Source organism: Lactobacillus kullabergensis, from assembly GCF_000967195.1.
Classification (GTDB): domain Bacteria; phylum Bacillota; class Bacilli; order Lactobacillales; family Lactobacillaceae; genus Lactobacillus; species Lactobacillus kullabergensis.
On the sequence record NZ_KQ033871.1, the window covers coordinates 323,384 to 343,784 of the forward strand.

Here is a 20,401-nt window from a genome sequence, read left to right on the forward strand (position 1 = left end):
CTCAAGCACATGTTGGTCAAGTGGAGTTTTATTAGTTAAAACAATTTCAGCATCACCAATCCGCTTTAAAATTTCATCATCATCGTCCACTGGGGTACGATCGTAAAAGGTGCATTCACCTAGTTTTTTAAGAGGTGACCAATCTAAATCACCAGGATTTAGAGCATAACTATCTAAATTAACAATTTTCATAATTTAACCTCACATACAATATATCTATACCTTATAGTTTACTACATATTACCGGCGTAACTATATATTATAAGATTGCAGTAAGATGGTGATTAAAAGAGTATTTGACAGTGTTTATAAATAATTCTAAAATTACTTTGTATTATGCATTTTAGTAATATCTCACTATTACTGACAATGAGCAAATTAAATAGTGGTAGTATGTTATTTCTTTATGGATTTTATGCCATGCAATAGTCCATAAATAGTGGTATAAAATTAAAGTAGTAAATAAATATCTAAAATAGTGGAATTAAGAAGGAGTTATCAATGAAAAAATGTCCTCAATGTGGCGCCTTAATGGGAAAAGACGTCAATTTTTGTACGTCTTGCGGTTATGATTTGCGCAATGTTAGTGTACAAAAAGTAGAAGAGGCGCCTACTAATCCAGTTGAAAATACTGCCCAAGTAGAGCAAAAACAGACCGAACCTCAGCCTCCAGCTGCCAGTGAGCCAGTTAATTACGGAGATCAATTTCAAAATTACTGGCAATGGTGTGTTGATTCCTGGCGCAATCCAGGTACTAGTAGTCCTAATGTAGCAAGTTGGTACGGTTGGTTGACCATTTTGATTGAAGATGCCTTTGTGGTGTTGGGTCTATATTATTGTGCCAATACTATTGTTAGTACTTTGATTAACTGGGCTAACCGCATGGGAGCCAACATTAATGGCTGGGAAAATTTTCATGTTCCCTTTAACAATATGCTGGAAATATTTGTGGTGCTGGTGATATTTGAAGCAATAGTCATTGGCGGCTTTTATGCTGGTTATCGGTATGTCTATGACAGACAGCTGGGCTTTTTTGAGTTTATTAATCGTGGTGCCCATGCGTTCAACTTCAATCTGCTTATTTCTGTCGCATTCTTTTTACTAATGCTTTTAGGACTAAATAGTATTAAATTCGTAATTGCCGTATTTATCATAATGCTAGCTTTATTCTTTGCAAGCCAGCATATTATATTATTTGGCGATCAGGGAGCAGTGCATGATAAGATTTTGGGCTTCTTAATTGCTTTTGCCATTATCTTTGTGTGTTTGATGATTTTAGATTCAATTATTTATAGTTCCATGGTCCATTCAATCATCAATCAAATTATGTCAATGCAAAATGGTTCAATGTAGATAGAGTGAAGGAAATGAATGATAAAAAATTTTGTCCTAATTGTGGTAAAGAGGTAAAGCCGAATGCGGAATTTTGCCCTAACTGTGGTCAAAAATTGCCTCAGACGTTACATAGTAGAAAAGAATATCGCAGTCAGCAGAAAAATACTGCCGCGCAGCCAGTTGTTAATCAGCTACAAGCCACGGCGAGCTCAGTCCATCATCCCATGAAAAAAAGAAATAAGGTCTTGCTAATCTGCTTGGGAGTTTTGATTGTTGCATTTGCGGCATTCTATGCTTGGGGTTCTAATCATTATCAAAGAAATAATCAGATTAATCAAATTGCAGCCAGTTTGAAAAATCCTCATTCTGATTTATCCCAATTCGTAGTTTCTGAAAATCCTAATGCTCGTGTAACAACAGCAGCTCTAAAGCCAACTCAGGAATATTATGCGGAACATTACGTTGAAGCAGATAAAATGGCTGATGCTTTTAAATACGGTAATGAATATGAAAACGTCAGCTTGGTCCAAAGCGGACGTTATTTGCTTTTATTCCCCAAATATTGTTTGCAATTAAAGACTTATACACCACAGATTAGAACTAATCACGCCAATTCTACTATTTATGTCAACAATAAAAAATTTGGTGGCGTTGACGGCAGCGGTGAGGACTATTATAAAAAAATTGCTCCTTTATTTCCGGGTAAATACCACATTGAAGTAAAATCAGTTGCCTCTGGTCACCAGTTATCTGCCGATAAAAGTACCACTATTTTTTCTAATAAAGAAATTAACATGAACATTAAAACTGTTAATTTCATGATTAAAAGTATCCCTTCTGCCACAATTTACATTAATGATAAAAAAGTAGGCAATCTTGATAAAAGGGGCACGAAAGTGTTTAAAGATTACCCTGTAACTGATGATATGAAGATCTATGTGGTTACTAAAGTTGATGGTAAATCTATCAAATCAGAGTCTGTTGATTATGACGATATGGGCTTTGAAGATGACGATGATAGCAGCAGTAATGTTATTAAACCGGAATGGCCTGGCTTAATTAGTAAAGATGATGCTGAAGAACTTTTAGAAAAAGACTTTACATCTCCAGAAGAGGATGACTTTGTGGGTGGAGCTGAAAATAAAGGCTATCAGGAACTGCATTCTCAAGATTCTGGTTTTGATAATGATGACGATATTAATGATTATAATATGGAATGTTCTGTAGTTTCGATTACTCCGGCGCCAAATAACTGTAGCAGCGTAACTTACAAGATTACTTACACTTTCGAACATGATGATTTTGAACATAAGCAAGTGATGTTATACACTGGCGGTCTTTTCAAACAAACTGGCGACAGCGATGACAGCAGTCAAAAGATTAAGTCAATTGGTAACGGCAAAATAATTAGTGATAAAAAATACGATAATTAACATTGTTTTTAAAAGTGAATTTTTTGATAGCACCTCCAAATTTGAAAAAATTTGGAGGTTTTTTTATGGCTTAAAACGCAAACTACACAAGTTCCCAGAAGGAATGCGGTCACGTATGATTCATATAGACTTATTAATTATCTGCGATAAAGTTACTTAATCATATTCAATCTGTACAAAATTGCAATGATTCTAAATATAGTGGGTGTTTCAGAAATAATTTAAGTATTTGATGGCAATTTTAAAGCAAGTGGGGGTATTTAGTTTTAGCTTTTTGACATTCTCAATTTTCAAGACTGCTAAATCAGTTTATTTAACGGGTTTTAGCAGTCTTTTTTATTTTGACCCAAATTTCTTTCCCATTTTAAAAAGAATTGACTCTAGAACATTATTTTTAGAAACCGCTTGCAAAAGAAGTTGATAGTGGTATAGTTAAATTAATAAATGGTATATATAAGAAACCACTTAGGAGATGCTGAAAATGCGAATGCAGGATTATGTGAAATATTCATCTGAAAAATTAGGTGAGAATTTTCAAAAAAGGGATGAGTTAATTAGCGGAGTAGCAAATCTGTTTTTAAAAAAGAAATATTTGAGTATTACCTTAATTGCTTCGGGTTCTTCTTATAATGCTTTAGCAATGATTCAGGATTCGTTGCAAGAGATGACAAAAAAGTCGGTGTATCTTCATACACCGGAATATGTTATGCAATTTGGCATTGCAGCCCAGGAAAGTACATTTATTATTGTTGTGTCACAGAGTGGCTCTTCGACCAATATCATTAATTGCTTGCAGTATTTACAAAAAAACGACATATTTGCAGTTTCTTTAACTGGCAATCTTGATAGTCAAATGAGCAAATACTCACAAGAAATTTTTGATTATGGACCTGGTAATGAGTACGTGGATTATGTAACTGTCGGCGTACAAACACTTGTCGAGTTCTTTTTGTTATTGGGCTGTGAAATTAGCATTCTAGATTCACAACAAAAAGAAGACTTTTATAAGCAACTACAGCAAACTATTTCATACCAAAAGGAGTTGATGGCGGAAACAGAAAAATTTATTCAAAATAATTATTTTGCCCTTTCAATGAAAAACCCTACTTTTTTCTGTGGCAATGGACCCAATTATGGAGTTGCAAAAGAAGGAGCTCTTAAATTTCAAGAAACGCTAAAAAGACCTGCAATGTATTACGAACTAGAAGAATTTCTTCATGGGCCGGATATGCAATTAACGCCAAATCATACCGTCTTTTTAATTGATGATATGCCTGTTTCTGGGAAAACTAGATTCTCAGAAGTTTTTGAAGCATTAAAAGAAATAACGCCAAATGTGTTTTTTATTACTAGTTCAAATCATTTGGAAAAAGATCATAGAATCTTGAAAACCCAAGCTGTGAATAACTGGTTTTTTGAACCCTATTATTCATTGCCAGTAGTGCAATTAGTGGCAGCAAAAATGACTGACGAGCTTCAGGCTTGGGCTACACATTCTTATTTTGACAAGTTTGATCAAAAAATTGCAATTAAAACAGATGATTATGACGAAGAAATCAAAAATATCAAGCAAAAGTGGGATTCAGATCATAAAAGTTAAATTAGCTTAGGAGGCTTAAAAATGATTAAGATGATTCGTGTTGACTATAGGCTGCTGCATGGCCAGGTTGCTTTTTCATGGACGCAAGCTTTAGGCGCAGACGCATTACTTCTAGTAAGTGATACTGTTAAAAAAGATCCGCTACGCATGAAAGCGTTGAGATTAGCAAAGCCAGCTGGAACTAAAGTAGTTATTAAAACTTGTGATGAGGCTATTGAGCAAATAAAAAGTGGGATTACAGATAAATATAAGCTGTTTGTCATATGTGAAACTCTACCAATTGCGGCCAAACTTGTTGAAGCTATCGGTGAAAAAGCAATTAATTTGGGCAATATGCCGTTTAAAGATAGTAAAAAGCAAGTGACTAAGAGTATTTTTATTGATCATGAAGATGTAGAAATAATGCAAAAACTGGTAGATCAAGGAGTTGAGCTTTTTATTCAAATGGTACCGACTGAAAACAAGATCGATGCTAAAAAGTTTCTAAAGGAGGTGTAAAAATTGATACTAAAAACTTTTTTAATATTTTTGATTGATTTATTAGGTGACTCTGAATGGCTACTAGGTACTAGCTATTTGCAAAGGCCGATCATTCTGGGTCCTTTAGTGGGACTAGTTTTAGGTGATTTGCAAAGTGGAATAATTATGGGAGCAACCCTTGAACTTGCAATGATCGGTGCAGTTTCAATTGGTGCTTATGACCCACCTGATTTGGTTTCTGGCTCAATAATTGGTATTTCTTTAGCAATACAGAATCAGGCAACACCAGCGGCAGCTTTGACTTTAGGTATTCCAATTGCTGCTATTATGCAAGCACTTGAATTAGCTACTGGACAACCACTAATGCTGGCTTTCATTCACCGGTGTGATAATGCTGCTGATAAAGGTGATACTAAAGCATTGACAAGAAACATGCTAATTGCTGGTTATATTCAAGACTGGCCAGACATAGTTTTTGTACCTTTAGCTTTTTACTTTGGTTCTTCGACAGTAGCAAAGTTGCTTAATATAATACCTCAGTTTGTCCAAGATGGAATGAACGTTGCTGCAGGACTATTACCACTCTTAGGTTTTGCAATGCTAGCACAAATGATGATGAACAAAAAAGTGGTAGCTTTCTTTTTCTTCGGCTTTTTCTTAGTAGCATACGGTAAACTGTCAACAACTGGTGTGGCAATTTTTGCAGCAATCATGGTGGCAATTATGTATATTTTCTTTGATAGAGATAATGAGAGTCGAAAGGGAAAGGATACTAAACCAAGTGTAGAAGAGGAAGGTGATGGTTTCGATGAATTTTAACATTAAACCTAAATATAATAAGAAAATAAATAAATCTGATTTGGTTAAGTTATATTGGCGCAGTATTCCTTATGAACATTCTTGGAATTATGAACGAATGGGAAATGTTGGTTTTACTTGGGCAATCATGCCTATTTTGAAAAAATTATATCCCCAAAAGGATAAATTCATTCATGCTTTAAAACGTAACTTGGAATTATACAATATGACGCCATATATTGTAACTCTACCACTTGGAATTTCTGCAGCGATGGAAGAAGCTAATGCAACAAATGAAGATTTCGATGAGACTTCTATTTCAGCGGTTAAATTAGCCTTGATGGGTCCACTATCCGGTATTGGTGATTCATTTTTCTGGGGTACTCTCAGAGTTTTAGCAACAGGTATTGGAACAACGTTGGCAATTAAAGGAAATGTCTTAGGACCAATTTTATTCTTTTTGATTTTTAATGTACCTCATTTTATTATTAGATACTATTGTACTTTTTTGGGATATTCTTTAGGGTCAAATGTAATTAATAATGTCGAAAATTCGGGTATGATGGATAAAATCACCAAATATGCCTCAATGATCGGAATGATGGTTGTTGGTGCTATGACTCAAGAAATGACTAGTGTAAATTTTACGACCAAAATTGGTGTCGGTAAAAGTGCATCTACAGTTCAATCACTGCTTGATGAAATATTTCCAGGAATAGCCACTTTAGTACTTTTCGGCATAACCTATTGGATGCTCAAGAAAAAATTAAATCCATTATTAATTATGTTAATAATTTTAGTCGTCAGTATAGCAGCAGCCTATTTTAAAATTTTAGGAGCTTAATTTCAGAAAGGAAAAATAAATGACAGTAATGAAAGATTTTGACGTAAAAGAATATTTGCAAAATGGTAAAGATGTATATGCTCAAAGAGAAAATATCGAGAAATTAGCCGATAAATTATCTAAAAAAGAGTATCAAAACATTGTGATGATTGGTATCGGTGGAACGTGGATGGAATGGTATCCAGTTGCAGAATACTTGCATCATTTGTCTGATTTTCCAGTTTACTTGGAAAATGCTGGTGAATTATTGGTTAAAAAGGATATTAACTATCTCACTAATAAGTCTTTGGTTCTTACTTCTTCGGATTCAGGTGATACCAAAGAAATTGTAGCAGCGGTGAAATACTGCAATCAAAAAGGAATTGATGTTTATGGTTTTACCAAAAATCCAGAATCTGCCTTAGGAAAATTGTTAAAAGAATCAATTAATGGTTCACTAGCTGAATGTGAAAATGCCTATTTAATGTACTTTATGCTAACTTTACGTATCTATCAAAATTGGGGTTACTATAAAGATTACGACCGCTGGGCAGATCAAATGAAACAACTTTATCCTAATCTATTAAGATTCAGAGAAGAATTTGAGCCAAGAGCGCAGAGTATTGCGCGTAAATATTACAATGCCCCATTAACTATGACTGTGGGCTCAGGGATGCTGTGGGGTGAAACATGCATGTTTTCAATGTGTATCTTGGAAGAAATGCAATGGGTTCGCACACGACCTGTTACTTCAGCTGACTTTTTCCACGGTCCATTAGAATTGGTTGATGATACTTTACCAGTATACTTAATCAAAGGCGAAGACGAATATCGTGCGTTAGATGAACGAGTAGAACGCTTTTTGCCAAAGCATACAAAGAGTTTTGAAGTCTTTGACACTAAAGACTTTGTATTTGAAGGAATTGATGATGACTTTAGGCAAATTTGCTCCCCAATGGTTATAACATCGCTTTTAACTGATCGTTTAGCATCATGGTATCAACAATATACTGGTCATGACCTCAATTTCCGTCGCTACTATCGTCAATTTGATTATTAAAGCAAAAGAAAAAATCGTAAAAAGTCATAATCTTTTTACGATTTTTTTGTAAATTTATGTAGCTATACTCAATAGGTTTCTTTTTCACCTAAAATACCACCAAGAGTAAATTGAAGATTCAATTCTTCTGATATAAGATAACTTTCCGTATATTCAACAGCATTACTTTGTTCATCAAAGCCATGATAAACAATGTAGTACAAAGGACTACCCTTCTTAACTTTTAGTATACGTGCTTCTTTATCTAAAGCAGGAATAACTTGCACTGACTGAGAAACATCAATTGGTCTATGTTGTTTTGATTCCATATAGTCATAAAGACTAATATTCTTAAAATCTATTTTTGCAGCATCCGGAAAAAGCTTGTCTGGTAAATAATTGTATTCTATAGCAAAAGGTTTGTTTTTTATTCTACGAATTCTATGTAATGCAAAGACTTTATCATTTCTACTTTGTTTAAGTTTATCATTAAGAAATAAGTTGCTACTTATAATTTCTTTTCCTATCACATCACTGAATAATTTTATACCTTTTTTAGTTAGAAGTTCAGAGATACCTAAATTTTCATTTTTATCTGTAAATGACAAATTAAAATAAATACTGTTTTTATCTTTGTTATTAGAGGTAACATATGTTCCGCTACCTTGTTTACGAGTTAATAAACCTTTCTTTTTTAAGGCATCAATAGCTTTTTTTACAGTCATACGATTAATGCCATACTTTTCTGCAAGCACGCGTTCACTAGGTATTTTAGCCCCTGGAAGAAATTCTTTATTTAAAATTTTCTTTTCCAGAGCATTTTCAATTTGAATATATAAGGGGGCGTGGAATAAATTGTTCATTTTTAATAATCCTCAACGACTACTTTTACTTTTTATACTAATACGTTATTTTCTGGTATTTTTTTTGAAATAAATAATATAGGTGTCTTATCTAAAAATATTAATGAAGTTCGCTTTAAAATGTATGACTTTAGAGGAGCCATGAGTTCCTTACATTCCTTGTCGCTTAGTAGGTCAACTGATACACTTTGATAATCCTTTATTTTCATACCCTTTTTTGTCTTCGATATTAGTTCCCAAAAAGAGCATTTTCCAATTTCTTTTATTGAAAATCCAATTTCAAAGTTATCGGGGAAAAATATATAATCAAGTGACAAAATTTTAGAAATTGAATTTTCTTTTAAAATTCTTTTGTAAACTAAAATGTGTATTAGAGTAGCGAGTGGGACTTCAAGTTTTAAGGATAATTTCTTATCTGCCTCTATAATTTTATTTTTTAAAACGTGATTTGAAATATTAAGATTACTGTTTTTACCAAAGATTTCAAACCAATCATAATCTTTTTTAGGTTGGTTAATTTCGTATTTTGTAGTGTTCAATGAAATTATTCCAATATTTTGAAGATATTTTAGAGCTTGTCTAATTGTATCCCTTGAAACAGAATAAATCTTAGCTAGATCTCTTTCTGAAGGAATTGTTTTCAAATAAATATTCTTAGAAATTTGATATTCAATATCTTTGGCTATTAATTCGCTTTTATTGATAATGTTAACCATTATAAGCTCTTCCTTGTCAATAATTAATTAACTTAATCTTATCTTAACACTTGAGTTATAGCAATTTTTGATGTTAATTTTTTAAAATTTTTGTAACTGAACAGAATATAAAGGAGAAAAAAATGATAAAATTTGTGATTGCAACACATGGATATTTTGCTAAGGGATTAAAAATGTCAACTGAATTTATTATGGGAAAGCAAAAAAACTTATATGCGATATGTGCGTATACCTCAGAATGTAAAGATTTCCCTAGGACCATACAAGAAATTCTTAATAACAATCAGAAAGATAAAATAATTTTTGGAACTGACATTGCAGGAGGTAGTGTAAATAATGAACTGCAAAAGATTGTTGCATCGAATGATAGACTACATTTGATAGCTGGTATAAATTTGCCTTTTATACTTGAATTTTTAACTTCAACTGAAAGTGATTTATCTAAAAGGATAGATGAAAGTATAACAGCATCAAGAAAAAGTATAATAAATTTCGATGAATTTATTAATAAGCCATCAACAATTAAAGGAGATGGCTTCGACAGTTTCTAAAATCCCGTTACAAAAATAAACAACTTAAATAAGGTGGACAAAATTGTAGCTTTTAATTTATTTGGAAATCGCTTTCTTATTTTAAATGAATAAAATAACATTTTTTGAAAATAAAACTACTGTAATTACTCTCAATATTGTGCTATTATTTTCTTAGACTAAGAAAGAGAGGTAGATTACTCCATATGCATGTGTTAACTCAAAATTTTGAGCAATTTGCTATGGGGGAAGTGCGGCTTTCTTATCTGAACAATCTGTTGTTGCTGTTTTTTAATATGATCATTAATGGACTTAGCATGTCACGCAACGTGAAATGCTAAGTCTTTTTTGATTGCTATATTTCCAGATCAGGAGGAAATCATGCCAAAATTTAAGAAGTTTTTAGTTGGTGCTGTTGCAGTTTTGGGCACTGCTTTACTTGCTGGGTGCTCTAACTCAGCTAAAAAACAAGCTGATAGCGGTACTCCAAAGTCTCTCAACGTGCAGTTCGTACCGAGCGTTTCTGCTAATACTCTGGAGACTAAGGCCAAACCATTAGAAAAAATGCTATCAAAGCGTCTGGGAATTCCAGTTCACGTTTCAGTTTCAACAAGTGGTAATGCACTGGTAGAAGCAATGAAATCCAAAAAAATAGATGTCGGTTTTTTGCCGGGTGATGACTACGTACAAGCACATAAACAGCATGCAGCTGATGTTTTATTACAGTCAGAGCGGTTTGGTTTGACTAGACCAGATGGCAACTGGACTAAAAAATTAGTTCATACTTTCCATTCTGAAATCTTAGTTAGAAAAGATTCTGGTATTAAGAGTTGGAGGGATCTTAAAGGTAAGAAAATTTCCATTCAAAGCCCAACCTCAACGTCCGGTTATATTTTTCCAGTAGCTGAATTGAAAGAAAAAGGATTAGATGTTCCTCGCAGCTGTAAGTTGGTCACTACGACTGGACACGATCAGGCAGTTCTAAACGTTTTAAATAAAGATACTGATGCAGCTTTTGTTTTTGAGGATGCCCGTAATAATGTTATTAAGGACAACCCTAAGATTAAGTCCCAAGTTGTGCCAATTTATTACACAACGGAAATTCCTAATGATACTATTTCGGTCATCCCGAGCTTGTCTAAATCATTCCGGGAAAAGTTAGCTAATGCATTTATTGCAATTGGTAAATCTAAAGAAGGTAAAAAAGTTATAGAGCGGGTTTATTCTCATGAAGGATATGTCAAAGCCAAAGATAGTGACTATGACACTGTTCGTAAGTATGAAAAAATTGCTGAGTCAATTAAAAAGTAATTAAGCTTATAAATAATTACTATAAAGTGCATCTTTTGTTGTTTGAACAGGAAAAGATGCATTTTTTGTACTTAAAATATAGAATTAATATGGTTAAGAATAAGTTTTTATAATAATTTGCAATTATTGCTTTAGCAAATAGAAAAAGATTGTTTTAATGATTTTAATTAAAAAGCACCTTTTTAAGTTTATATCAAGTTATCGAACAGTTTCAAACATTGACAAACAAAAAGGAACAGCTATAATTAAAATGAACTAAGTTAGTTGCATAATCTAGTTTAAGAAGTAGGTTACTAATGTTAAAAAGCGAAAGACTGAAAACTATTTTACAAGTAGTAAAAACCCAGAAATTTGTCACAGTAGATGAACTGGCGCAGGCTTTAAAAGTTTCTGACATGACAATTAGGCGAGACCTCAATGAACTTCATAAAGCAAATAAGATATTGCGTGTCCATGGTGGTGCACAATTATTATCTGATCAAACTCGGACTGAAAAAAGTTATGAGCAAAAACGTGAAATTCATAGTAAAGAAAAATATGAAGTAGCAAAAAGGGCTTGTAATTTGATTCATGAAAATGATTCAATTTACGTTGGTCCTGGAACAACTTTAGAATTGCTGGTTGCTAATTTAAAAGTTAAGCATCTTAGGATTGTTACTAATTCATTGCCTGTATTTGAAGCTGCCAAAAATAATATGAATGATTACGATTTAATTATGGTTGGTGGCTCATACCGAAGAATTAGTGGTGCTTTTGTAGGTGCTTTGGCCAATAATGAACTGAAAACTATGTCATTTTCTGTGGGTTTTGTTGGTGTTAATGGCATTAAAGATACTTCCTTGACAACTGCTAACTTAGAGGAGGGTCAAACCGAAGGTATTGGATTAGATCATTCACAAATAAAATTTGTGGCGGCTGATTATACTAAATTGGATCATAGTGATTTTCACCAATTTTATGATTTGCGTAACGTGGATGGTTTAATTACTAATCGGGGAATTGAGCCCGAGTTGGAAAAGCATTACAGTCAATTTACGACTATTTATAAATAGTTTTGTTTGAGAGGAGATTTGACTATGAAAGTTGTCATTGGTAGTGACAAGGCAGGTTTTACCTTAAAAGAAAAAGTAAAAGATTACCTGAAGGCACATCACTATGATGTTTTGGATGTTACTCCGGAACCCGCTGAGGATTTTGTTGAATCTAGTTTAAAGGTAACTCATGAAGTATTAGACAATGGCATTAAAAAAGCTATTATGTTTGACGAATACGGCGTAGGGTCTGCCATGGCGTCAAATAAGGTTAAAGGCATGGTTACCGCAAATGTTAATGAAGAAAGGACTGCACATATGACTGCTATGCACAATGGTGCAAAAGCTATTGCTTTAGGTAGCGGTATTGTAGGTGAAAAACTGGCTTATTCAATCGTGCAACATTATTTGGATACTGAATATGCTGGTGGTCGCCATCAAGTGCGTTTGAATATGCTTGAAGAAATGATTTAAGGAGGCTTACTAATGCTAGATAATGATAGACCACAACCCGAGTTTGTTGATCCTAAAAATGATAAGCATATGGTCATTGCTTTAGGAAATGATCATATCGTTACTTCTGTCAAAATGGCTATTTCTGATCATTTAAAAGAAGAGGGATATCAGGTTATTGATGAAGGTACTCATGATAATACCAGAACCCACTATCCAATTTACGGTAAACGTGTTGCTGAAGATGTTGCCGATGGTCGTGCCGATTTAGGTATTGTCCTTTGTGGTACTGGTATCGGTATCTCAACTGCTGCAGATAAAAATGAGGGAGTTCGTGCAGCTATGGTTGGTGATGTTGCTCAAGCTGAATATGCTCGACGTGAATTGAATGCCAATGTTTTAGGCTTTGGTGGTATAGTTTTAGGACGTGACTTTATTTTTGACATTGTCGACTCATTCTTAAATGCAAAATATGAGTCTACTCCGGAAAGACAAAATTTAATTGCCAAAATCGATGGTATTGCTAAACCAAATCCTGATCAAAAGGATAACGTACACTTCTTTGATGAAGAAAATAAGAAGTGGGCTGAAGGCGTATACCACGACTAAGACGGGAAAATAATATAAAAATAAAGAATTAAAATTTTAATCGCACATTGAAGCCATGATTTAAATGTCATGGCTTTATTTTGTGGAATTATTTTTGTTTTGTTTAATTAGTAAAAATTAGAATAGTAACAACTTCTGAATGCTGTCTGATTAACTGTTTATAGCAAGTTAATCACTTTAATTGGCAAGGAACATGGTAATTTTGATGACTTTTTTGCTTTATTTTTTAAAAAAGCGTTTGCATTTTTCTTTGCCATTAAATATAATAGCTATAGACAAGCGAACAAAAACTAACATAATCAAACAAAAGCGAAAGCTTGTCTATTGTTAAGGAGGGCCTAATTTGTGAAAGAAAATAACTTGTTTTCTGCAAATGCAGTATTTGTAAGTGATGCATCAGAACCAACCACAATTTTTAAGGAAGTTTCGGATAAATTACTTGCTCTTGATTTGGTCAACGATGGCTTTTTCAATGGAATTAACCAGCGTGAACAACAATATCCGACCGGGATAGATACTTCACCTATTGCAAAGGAATTACCCAACATTGCTGTACCGCATACTGAAGGAGAGTTTGTTAATACTTGTTTGATAGTGCCTGTTGCTTTAAAGGCACCAGTATCTTTCAAAAACATGATTGCACCTGATCAGAGTTTGCCTGTAAAATTTCTGTTTATGATTTTGAATAATAATCCAGAAGGACAAGCAAACATTTTAGCACAAATTATGGACTTTCTTAGACTTACATCCGTTTCAAAGTTACAAACATTATTCAATCTTACCGAGACTGATAAAATTTATCAGTTTTTAAGTGAGAATTTTAGTCAACAGTAGGAGGGCTTTTTATGAGCAGAGAAGTAAAATTTATAGCTGCATGTGGTGCTGGGGTAAACTCATCTCACCAAATTAAGGATGCAGTTGAAGAAGAAATGAGAAAGCGTGGTTATAACGTCAAAGTTGATGCCTATATGATTAAGGATGTCAATGAAGATCTTTTATCACATTATGATGGTTATTTGACAATTGCCAAAACTGATCTTTCCTTTAAACCAAAAATTCCATTAATTGATGCAGGAGCAATTTTATACCGTATACCTGCTATGGCTAAACCAGTTTATGACAATGTGGAAAAAGTTGTTAAAGAAATTAATGCTAAATAAGATTTCATGAGGAAATAAAAAATGAATGGGATAATTAGTTTTGCTAACTCACTTTTTAAGCCTTTGATTGATATGGGTGCAGCTACAATAATGTTAATTGTTTTGACGTTAATCGCTGTACTGTTTCGCGTCAAGTTCACTAAGGCCTTAGAAGGTGGTTTAAAATTAGCTATTGCTATTACAGCGATAGGTAATGTTATGAATATGCTGACGACAGCATTTCAAAAGCCAATGATGCAATTTGTTAAGCATACTGGCATCCACATGGATATGCAGGATATGGGTTGGGCTCCACTTGCTACTATAACTTGGGGATCACCATATACCTTGTTTTATCTGCTAGTTTTAATTATTTTAAATGTTGTTCTACTGGTATTAAATAAGACAAACACGCTTGATGTAGATATCTTTGATGTTTGGCACCTGGCATTCGATGGTTTGTTCTGTGTTTATGTCGGTGCCCCTCTTTGGCTATCAACTTTGTTAGTCCTTTTCATTGGCACAATGAAAATTATTAACTCTGACTTAATGAAGCCAACATTTAATGACTTATTAGATGCCCCTGAAGGCAACCCAATGACTACTACGCACATGAACTATATGATGAATCCTATCATAATGGTATTCAATAAGTTCTTTGATAAATGTTTGCCATGGCTTGATAAATTTGACTTTGATTCTACTAAATTGAACGAAAAAATCGGATTTTGGGGCAGTAGATTTGCTATTGGCGTTTACCTTGGTGTGTTTGTTTCTTTGCTAGCTGGCAATAATTTCGCTACTGAGCAGGGATGGAAAGACATGTTTACACTATCATTTATTGGTGGTTCATGTATTGAACTGTTCTCTGTAATTGGTTCATGGTTCATCGCTTCCGTTGAGCCTTTGTCTCAAGGTATTGCCGATTTTGCTACCAAGAAGTTTTCTGGTCGTACCTTTAATATCGGACTTGACTGGCCATTCTTAGCTGGCCGTTCTGAAATTTGGGCTGCCGCAAATGTTTTGGCTCCAATTATGATGCTTGAAGCAATGGTTTTGCCAGGTAACAGACTAATGCCTTTAGGTGGCATCATCGCTATGGGTGTTACTCCGGCTTTGCTAGTTGTTACTCGTGGTAAAATTATTCGGATGATTATCATTGGAACCGTTGAATTACCTATCTTCCTTTGGGCAGGTACTATGGTTGGTCCATTTGTTACCAACATGGCTCACTCAGTAGGTGCGGCTATTCCTGCACATACATTGGTTTCAGACACTACTATGGAAGGTCCAGTTGAAAAATTCTTGGCTTACCTAGTGGGAAATGCCTGGAAACAACAAGGAATGTTTATAGTTTATGCCTTAATCGCTTTGGCAGTTTACCTGCTCTTATTTATCTGGTATGCAAAACAGATGAAGAAGAGAAATGCAGAATACGCTGCAGCTAAAAAGGCTAATTAATCATTAATAATGTTTTGGCTTAAGGGTGACTAAATTGAAGAAAACAAAAGTAACGGCTAAGGAAAAAGCAAGAAGGAATCGCATCCTTTTTTGGGCGATTGTTGTAATTGTGGTTAACTTGCTACAGATTTTATTTAAAAATTGGATAACAAGCCTAATTGCCATGGTTGGTACAATTTATGCCTTATATCGAATCGTTGTTTTTGATAATCCTAAAAATCGCCTTAGTCAAAAATACTATGATTGGAAAGGCAATAAGCTAAGTAAATAAATTTATTAAATACCATTGGGAAGCTCAATCTCAATGGTATTTTTATGTAAAAATAAGTTTTAATTAGCAATATTTTGTAGAAATCAAATTGCAATAAACCGCTTTCTCTGATAAACTTTAAGTGGTATCAACCAGTTAATTGAGGAGGGGGTATTAATGGAAAAACCACTTTATCGACAAGTAATTTTAGACTTAGAAAAACAGATAAAAAATATGAAACCTAATGCCAAATTACCTAGTGAACGACAACTATTGGTTAAATATGGGGTTAGCCGTAATACAGTTAGGTTAGCACTTCTGGATCTTGAAGAACGGGGACTGATTTATCGTCTTCATGGTAAAGGCACTTTTGTTTCAAGTACTTTTCTTGATCAACCTAATATTGGTGGGATGTATTCTTTTTCAGAAGAATTAAAACGAACTGGGCAAAAAGCTTCAACTAAAAATCTAAGTTTAGACTTAATTACTCCAGATAAAAATATTGCTGCACAATTGAATTTGGGGCCGAGAGAAAAAGCCTACGAGCTAGTTCGTTTGCGTCTTGCTGATAACCAACCACGCATTTTTAGTAGAACTTATTTACCGGAAAAATTATTTCCCAAACTCAATCTAAACGATTTAAATGCTGAGCCGCTTTATGATGTCATGAAAGAAAAATATGACCAAATCAGCGTAATGGCTTTTGAAGATGTTGAAGCTGTTTGTCTTAATCAAGAAGAAAGCAGAAATCTGGCGGAAAAAGTTGGTGCACCAAGCTTAAAAATTTTTCGGAAGACTATTAATGATAAAAATGTACCAGTAGAGTTTACAATTTCTTTGGCTAGAGGCGATAAATTCGTTTATCGTTCACGTCAATATAATGATTTATCTTAGTTACATAAGGAAGGAAAATAATTATGTTTTCAAAAACAGATGCAGAATTAGAAAAAATGGGCGCTAAAATTACTACTCGCGAAATTGAAAAGCAGCCTGAATTATGGGGACAAACTTGGTCAATTTATCAGAATAACAAGTCCAAAATCATTGATTTTCTGAGCCAGATAAATCAAAAATGGGGTAAAGTTAGAGTTATTTTTACCGGTGCCGGTACTAGTGCATATGTTGGCAATACGATTATGCCATATTTACAAAAACATGGTGACAGAAAAAAATATGACTTTGAAGCAATTGATACGACCAAAATTGTGTCTACCCCTGAAGATTATTTGGAAAAAGATACTCCTACAATTCTGGTATCATTTGCTCGCAGTGGTAACTCACCGGAATCTGTAGCAACTGTAGAGTTAGCTAAAAAGCTAGTTAAAAATTTATATCAAATAGCAATTACTTGTGCACCAGAGGGACATTTAGCACAGGATTTAAAGGGAGATCCCACTGGACTGGTTTTATTAATGCCTGAAAAGTCACTAGATCAGGGATTTGCCATGACGGGTTCATTTTCTTGCATGAGTTTAATGGCACTTCTAGTCTTTGATACTTTATCTGACGAAAAGAAAGAACATATTGTTAGTCAAATTGCTCAAATGGGTAAGAGTGTCATTGAGCGTGAAGATGAAATTCAATCTTTAGTTGACATTGACTTTAATCGAATTACTTATATTGGTAGTGGCAGTCTGGGTGGCTTAGCTGAAGAAACACGTCTCAAAATTTTGGAATTAACTGCGGGAGAAGTTGCCGCATTATTTGATACTTCAATGGGCTTGCGTCACGGTCCAAAATCCTTCCTTGACAAGAAGACGATCGTCTTTGACTTTGTCTCTAACAATACTTATACCAGGCAATACGACTTAGATATTTTAAACGAAATCAGGGATGATCAAATTGTGCCGCTCGTGATGGCAGTTGGTCAAGAAAAGCAGGGGCAGGATTTCTCAGGTGAATCATTCATGTTTTCTAACAAAGAATTGTTACCAGATGCATACTTAGCCCTGCCTGATGTCATGTTTGGTCAAACAATTGCATTGCTCACGTCAATCAAAGTTAACAATAAGCCAGATACACCTTCACCAACGGGTACGGTAAATCGTGTGGTCAAGGGTGTTACCATTCACGAATTCAACTAATATGCTTTTGTTGTGGGTACTAACGATATCACTATGATTTTAATGATAAACTTTTTAAATATAAAAAATACATATTGACAAAAATTGGTTGGTACCTTATTATAAAAAGTGTGAAAGCGTTTTTTGTAATATTTAGATTTCCTTAAAAGATATGGAGGAAGAATTATGAATATTGTGGGAGCAAGAGTTGATGAACGCTTGGTTCATGGACAGGTAGCAAACTTGTGGACTCCTCAGTTGCAAGTAGAACGGATTATCGTTCTTGATGAAAAAGCAGCTGAAGATGATATTCAAAAAAGTGGCCTTAGAATGGCTACCCCAATGTCTACCAGGCTGAGTGTTTTACCAACTGAAGTTGCTGCAGATCATTTAAAGAAAAATCGTTACGGTAAGCAAAGATTATTTCTGGTAGCAAAAAAACCTGATAAGTTTCTTGATTTGCTTAACAAGGGTATCAAGCTTGACACCATCAATGTTGGTAATATGTCTAAACAAGATGACACTACTGAACTGACTAAGCAAGTTAATATCAATGAGCATGAAGCCGATATTTTTAGAGAGATTTCTGGCAAAGGCGTTAACTTAATTGCCCAATTAAATCCTAGTGTTGAATCACGGGATCTAATGAAATTGATAAATGAAAAGATGAAGTAGGAGGAGAAAAATGGCTTGGTGGCAAATATTACTGCTTACTTTATATGCAGGATTAGAAATTTTAGATGAATTGCAAATTTATTCATCGTTAAACACACCAGTAGGCGCTGGATTGATAGCCGGTCTGATTATGGGCGATTTGCCAACTGGACTATTCATTGGTGCGTCAATGCAGTTGACAGTTTTAGGTATCGGTACTTTTGGTGGTGCTTCAAGAATTGACGCTACTACCGGTACAGTTTTGGCTACAGCATTTTCAACTAGTATTAAAGGTATGAGTCCTCAAACAGCTATTTCTTCAATTGCTGTTCCAGTTGCTGCTATTATGATTGAACTGGATGTTTTGGCAAGATTTGCCAATACTTACTTTTCACACAGAATTGATCACTTGATTGATCAAGACAAAATTAACTATAAGGCTGTCGAAAGAAATGTTTTGTATGGTGCAATTCCGTGGTCACTTTCACGTGCAGTCCCTGTCTTTATCGCATTGGCCTTTGGTCAAGGGCTAGTACAACAAATTGCAAATGCCTTAAATGGAGACTTGTTGTGGCTTGGTAATGGTTTGACTGTTGCTGGTGCTACATTACCAGCAGTTGGTTTTGCTGTTTTGCTTCGGTACTTACCAGTTAAGAGACATGCAGCATATTTGATTCTTGGCTTTACAATTACGACTTTGTTCTCAGTTCTGTTTAGTGGAATGCAAGCTTTGGGTACAGGCCTGTCGGCTGTTAACAAAGGTTTCACCACTATTTTCAATGGCTTGCCAATGCTTGCTATTGCAATGTTAGGATTAGCTCTTGCAATTTTACACTACAAGAATATTCCAATAAATAAAGGTACTGCTCAAGCACAAAGTACTGAAAGTCAAAGTAATGATGCAAGTTCAAGCTCTGATGACGATGAAGGAGAGATTACTGATGACGAACTCTAAACCTAAATATAAATTAACCGATCAAGACTTTAATCAAATTAACCGGAGATCTTTGTTTGGTTTCCAGTTAGGCTGGAACTATGAAAGAATGCAGAATAGTGGTTATTTATACACTATTTTGCCGCAATTGAGAAAAATATATGGTGACGATACTCCAGAGTTAAGAGAAATGATGAAGACGCATATGCAGTTCTTTAACACTTCTAACTTCTTTAATACAATTATTACTGGACTTGACCTTGCGGTTGAGGAAAACGAAGGTATTGAAGGAAAAGACACCGTTACCGGTATCAAAGTTGGTTTGATGGGTTCGTTTGCCGCTATCGGTGACTCGATTTTTGCCTCTTTGATTCCAACTATTTTTGGTGCTTTGGCCGCCTCCATGGCTACTCAAGGTAACCCAGTTGGGGTTATCATTTGGGTAATTGCCTGCCTATTGATCTGTGTCTTTCGTTGGAAGCAACTTCATTTTGCTTATGATAAAGGTGTTTCCCTTGTTACTGATATGAGAGATCGCTTAAACGCTTTAACTGATTCCGCTACTGTTTTGGGTGTATTTATGGTTGGTGCTCTTGTCGCCACTATGGTAAACATTAAATTTGCTTGGGCACCTAAAATTGGCAAAGTTACTATGAATGTTCAAAATAATTTGGATATGATCCTGCCTAAGCTTTTACCAGCTGCTGTCGTAGGTTTTGTTTACTGGCTTCTGGGTAAGAAGGGTATGACTTCAACCAAGGCAATCTTTATTGTTTTAGTACTTTGTATTATTTTAGGTGGCCTTGGAGTTATTGCTAAGATATAATTAAATTTGGTAGTAGCTTTAAGCTAAATAATATTGAGTATTAAATGGAAAGA

23 protein-coding genes and 1 pseudogene are annotated in these 20,401 nt (G+C 34.5%); 21 read left to right on the top strand and 3 right to left on the bottom strand.

Annotated features, from left to right (window positions below; genetic code table 11):
- Positions 1 to 192, bottom strand: a pseudogene (locus JF76_RS10390) (D-2-hydroxyacid dehydrogenase); the annotation flags it as partial.
- Between the two features lie 309 nt (positions 193 to 501).
- On the opposite strand from JF76_RS10390, the gene JF76_RS02030 reads away from it, so the two are divergent.
- The 7 genes from JF76_RS02030 (at position 502) to JF76_RS02060 (ending at position 7,529) form a co-directional block, all read left to right on the top strand.
- Positions 502 to 1,353, top strand: coding sequence for a zinc ribbon domain-containing protein (locus tag JF76_RS02030; RefSeq protein ID WP_045927609.1), 852 nt, complete (start codon positions 502 to 504; stop codon positions 1,351 to 1,353).
- A 14-nt stretch (positions 1,354 to 1,367) separates the two neighbouring features.
- The gene (locus JF76_RS09895; RefSeq protein WP_052697047.1) at positions 1,368 to 2,768 is read left to right on the top strand and encodes a zinc ribbon domain-containing protein; all 1,401 of its coding nucleotides are present in this window, start codon (positions 1,368 to 1,370) and stop codon (positions 2,766 to 2,768) included.
- 481 nt (positions 2,769 to 3,249) lie between these two features.
- Complete coding sequence (locus JF76_RS02040; RefSeq protein WP_045927610.1) at positions 3,250 to 4,368, top strand: SIS domain-containing protein; 1,119 nt, start codon at positions 3,250 to 3,252, stop codon at positions 4,366 to 4,368.
- Between the two features lie 21 nt (positions 4,369 to 4,389).
- Positions 4,390 to 4,866, top strand: coding sequence for a PTS sugar transporter subunit IIB (locus JF76_RS02045; protein ID WP_045927611.1), 477 nt, complete (start codon positions 4,390 to 4,392; stop codon positions 4,864 to 4,866).
- Positions 4,867 to 4,869: 3 nt separating this feature from the next.
- Positions 4,870 to 5,667 carry a PTS mannose/fructose/sorbose/N-acetylgalactosamine transporter subunit IIC gene (locus JF76_RS02050; RefSeq protein ID WP_052697048.1) on the top strand — a complete coding sequence of 266 codons (798 nt, stop codon included), beginning with the start codon at positions 4,870 to 4,872 and terminating at the stop codon, positions 5,665 to 5,667.
- Entirely contained in the window at positions 5,657 to 6,490 is an 834-nt protein-coding gene (locus JF76_RS02055) for a PTS system mannose/fructose/sorbose family transporter subunit IID (protein WP_045928901.1), read from the top strand. The genes JF76_RS02050 and JF76_RS02055 overlap by 11 nt, the downstream gene beginning before the upstream one ends.
- 19 nt (positions 6,491 to 6,509) lie before the next feature.
- Positions 6,510 to 7,529, top strand: a complete 1,020-nt coding sequence (locus JF76_RS02060; RefSeq protein ID WP_052697049.1) for an SIS domain-containing protein — start codon at positions 6,510 to 6,512, stop codon at positions 7,527 to 7,529.
- 68 nt (positions 7,530 to 7,597) lie between these two features.
- Here JF76_RS02060 and JF76_RS02065 read toward each other — a convergent pair whose 3' ends face one another.
- Together JF76_RS02065 and JF76_RS02070 are read right to left on the bottom strand one after the other, a co-directional pair.
- The gene (locus JF76_RS02065) at positions 7,598 to 8,371 is read right to left on the bottom strand and encodes a GntR family transcriptional regulator (protein WP_045927612.1); all 774 of its coding nucleotides are present in this window, start codon (positions 8,369 to 8,371) and stop codon (positions 7,598 to 7,600) included.
- A 32-nt stretch (positions 8,372 to 8,403) separates the two neighbouring features.
- On the bottom strand, positions 8,404 to 9,087 hold the full coding sequence (locus tag JF76_RS02070; protein ID WP_045927613.1) for a GntR family transcriptional regulator: 684 nt from the start codon (positions 9,085 to 9,087) through the stop codon (positions 8,404 to 8,406).
- Positions 9,088 to 9,209: 122 nt separating this feature from the next.
- Here JF76_RS02070 and JF76_RS02075 point away from each other — a divergent pair, with 122 nt between their 5' ends.
- The 14 genes from JF76_RS02075 (at position 9,210) to JF76_RS02140 (ending at position 20,348) form a co-directional block, all read left to right on the top strand.
- The gene (locus tag JF76_RS02075; RefSeq protein WP_045927614.1) at positions 9,210 to 9,638 is read left to right on the top strand and encodes a PTS sugar transporter subunit IIA; all 429 of its coding nucleotides are present in this window, start codon (positions 9,210 to 9,212) and stop codon (positions 9,636 to 9,638) included.
- 360 nt (positions 9,639 to 9,998) lie between these two features.
- A complete protein-coding gene (phnD, locus tag JF76_RS02080) occupies positions 9,999 to 10,928 on the top strand; it encodes a phosphate/phosphite/phosphonate ABC transporter substrate-binding protein (protein ID WP_045927615.1) in 930 nt (309 codons plus the stop codon).
- Positions 10,929 to 11,224: 296 nt separating this feature from the next.
- On the top strand, positions 11,225 to 11,980 hold the full coding sequence (locus JF76_RS02085; RefSeq protein WP_045927616.1) for a DeoR/GlpR family DNA-binding transcription regulator: 756 nt from the start codon (positions 11,225 to 11,227) through the stop codon (positions 11,978 to 11,980).
- A gap of 24 nt (positions 11,981 to 12,004) precedes the next feature.
- Complete coding sequence (gene lacA, locus JF76_RS02090) at positions 12,005 to 12,433, top strand: galactose-6-phosphate isomerase subunit LacA (RefSeq protein WP_045927617.1); 429 nt, start codon at positions 12,005 to 12,007, stop codon at positions 12,431 to 12,433.
- 69 nt (positions 12,434 to 12,502) lie between these two features.
- Positions 12,503 to 13,021: a galactose-6-phosphate isomerase subunit LacB gene (lacB, locus tag JF76_RS02095; RefSeq protein ID WP_045928903.1), complete on the top strand. Its 519-nt coding sequence runs from the start codon at positions 12,503 to 12,505 to the stop codon at positions 13,019 to 13,021.
- Positions 13,022 to 13,366: 345 nt separating this feature from the next.
- The gene (locus JF76_RS02100; protein WP_045927618.1) at positions 13,367 to 13,855 is read left to right on the top strand and encodes a PTS sugar transporter subunit IIA; all 489 of its coding nucleotides are present in this window, start codon (positions 13,367 to 13,369) and stop codon (positions 13,853 to 13,855) included.
- A gap of 11 nt (positions 13,856 to 13,866) precedes the next feature.
- Positions 13,867 to 14,181 carry a PTS sugar transporter subunit IIB gene (locus JF76_RS02105; RefSeq protein WP_045927619.1) on the top strand — a complete coding sequence of 105 codons (315 nt, stop codon included), beginning with the start codon at positions 13,867 to 13,869 and terminating at the stop codon, positions 14,179 to 14,181.
- Positions 14,182 to 14,202: 21 nt separating this feature from the next.
- Positions 14,203 to 15,621, top strand: a complete 1,419-nt coding sequence (locus JF76_RS02110) for a PTS transporter subunit IIC (protein WP_045927620.1) — start codon at positions 14,203 to 14,205, stop codon at positions 15,619 to 15,621.
- A gap of 34 nt (positions 15,622 to 15,655) precedes the next feature.
- Positions 15,656 to 15,892 (top strand): hypothetical protein, encoded by a 237-nt coding sequence (locus tag JF76_RS02115; protein WP_045927621.1) that lies wholly within the window; start codon positions 15,656 to 15,658, stop codon positions 15,890 to 15,892.
- Positions 15,893 to 16,048: 156 nt separating this feature from the next.
- Positions 16,049 to 16,765: a GntR family transcriptional regulator gene (locus JF76_RS02120; protein WP_045927622.1), complete on the top strand. Its 717-nt coding sequence runs from the start codon at positions 16,049 to 16,051 to the stop codon at positions 16,763 to 16,765.
- 23 nt (positions 16,766 to 16,788) lie between these two features.
- Positions 16,789 to 17,955 carry an SIS domain-containing protein gene (locus JF76_RS02125; RefSeq protein ID WP_045927623.1) on the top strand — a complete coding sequence of 389 codons (1,167 nt, stop codon included), beginning with the start codon at positions 16,789 to 16,791 and terminating at the stop codon, positions 17,953 to 17,955.
- Between the two features lie 165 nt (positions 17,956 to 18,120).
- Positions 18,121 to 18,609 carry a PTS sugar transporter subunit IIB gene (locus JF76_RS02130; RefSeq protein ID WP_045927624.1) on the top strand — a complete coding sequence of 163 codons (489 nt, stop codon included), beginning with the start codon at positions 18,121 to 18,123 and terminating at the stop codon, positions 18,607 to 18,609.
- A gap of 10 nt (positions 18,610 to 18,619) precedes the next feature.
- Positions 18,620 to 19,543 carry a PTS mannose/fructose/sorbose/N-acetylgalactosamine transporter subunit IIC gene (locus JF76_RS02135; RefSeq protein ID WP_045927625.1) on the top strand — a complete coding sequence of 308 codons (924 nt, stop codon included), beginning with the start codon at positions 18,620 to 18,622 and terminating at the stop codon, positions 19,541 to 19,543.
- Positions 19,530 to 20,348 (top strand): PTS system mannose/fructose/sorbose family transporter subunit IID, encoded by an 819-nt coding sequence (locus tag JF76_RS02140; RefSeq protein ID WP_045927626.1) that lies wholly within the window; start codon positions 19,530 to 19,532, stop codon positions 20,346 to 20,348. The genes JF76_RS02135 and JF76_RS02140 overlap by 14 nt, the downstream gene beginning before the upstream one ends.
- The last annotated feature ends 53 nt before the right edge of the window (positions 20,349 to 20,401 follow it).

Coding starts and splice junctions, on each gene's coding strand:
- JF76_RS02030 (WP_045927609.1), top strand. CDS start 502: ATGAAAAAATGTCCTCAATGTGGCGCCTTAATGGGAAAAGACGTCAAT.
- JF76_RS09895 (WP_052697047.1), top strand. CDS start 1,368: ATGAATGATAAAAAATTTTGTCCTAATTGTGGTAAAGAGGTAAAGCCG.
- JF76_RS02040 (WP_045927610.1), top strand. CDS start 3,250: ATGCGAATGCAGGATTATGTGAAATATTCATCTGAAAAATTAGGTGAG.
- JF76_RS02045 (WP_045927611.1), top strand. CDS start 4,390: ATGATTAAGATGATTCGTGTTGACTATAGGCTGCTGCATGGCCAGGTT.
- JF76_RS02055 (WP_045928901.1), top strand. CDS start 5,657: ATGAATTTTAACATTAAACCTAAATATAATAAGAAAATAAATAAATCT.
- JF76_RS02060 (WP_052697049.1), top strand. CDS start 6,510: ATGACAGTAATGAAAGATTTTGACGTAAAAGAATATTTGCAAAATGGT.
- JF76_RS02065 (WP_045927612.1), bottom strand. CDS start 8,371: ATGAACAATTTATTCCACGCCCCCTTATATATTCAAATTGAAAATGCT.
- JF76_RS02070 (WP_045927613.1), bottom strand. CDS start 9,087: ATGGTTAACATTATCAATAAAAGCGAATTAATAGCCAAAGATATTGAA.
- JF76_RS02075 (WP_045927614.1), top strand. CDS start 9,210: ATGATAAAATTTGTGATTGCAACACATGGATATTTTGCTAAGGGATTA.
- phnD (WP_045927615.1), top strand. CDS start 9,999: ATGCCAAAATTTAAGAAGTTTTTAGTTGGTGCTGTTGCAGTTTTGGGC.
- JF76_RS02085 (WP_045927616.1), top strand. CDS start 11,225: ATGTTAAAAAGCGAAAGACTGAAAACTATTTTACAAGTAGTAAAAACC.
- lacA (WP_045927617.1), top strand. CDS start 12,005: ATGAAAGTTGTCATTGGTAGTGACAAGGCAGGTTTTACCTTAAAAGAA.
- lacB (WP_045928903.1), top strand. CDS start 12,503: ATGGTCATTGCTTTAGGAAATGATCATATCGTTACTTCTGTCAAAATG.
- JF76_RS02105 (WP_045927619.1), top strand. CDS start 13,867: ATGAGCAGAGAAGTAAAATTTATAGCTGCATGTGGTGCTGGGGTAAAC.
- JF76_RS02110 (WP_045927620.1), top strand. CDS start 14,203: ATGAATGGGATAATTAGTTTTGCTAACTCACTTTTTAAGCCTTTGATT.
- JF76_RS02120 (WP_045927622.1), top strand. CDS start 16,049: ATGGAAAAACCACTTTATCGACAAGTAATTTTAGACTTAGAAAAACAG.
- JF76_RS02125 (WP_045927623.1), top strand. CDS start 16,789: ATGTTTTCAAAAACAGATGCAGAATTAGAAAAAATGGGCGCTAAAATT.
- JF76_RS02130 (WP_045927624.1), top strand. CDS start 18,121: ATGAATATTGTGGGAGCAAGAGTTGATGAACGCTTGGTTCATGGACAG.
- JF76_RS02135 (WP_045927625.1), top strand. CDS start 18,620: ATGGCTTGGTGGCAAATATTACTGCTTACTTTATATGCAGGATTAGAA.
- JF76_RS02140 (WP_045927626.1), top strand. CDS start 19,530: ATGACGAACTCTAAACCTAAATATAAATTAACCGATCAAGACTTTAAT.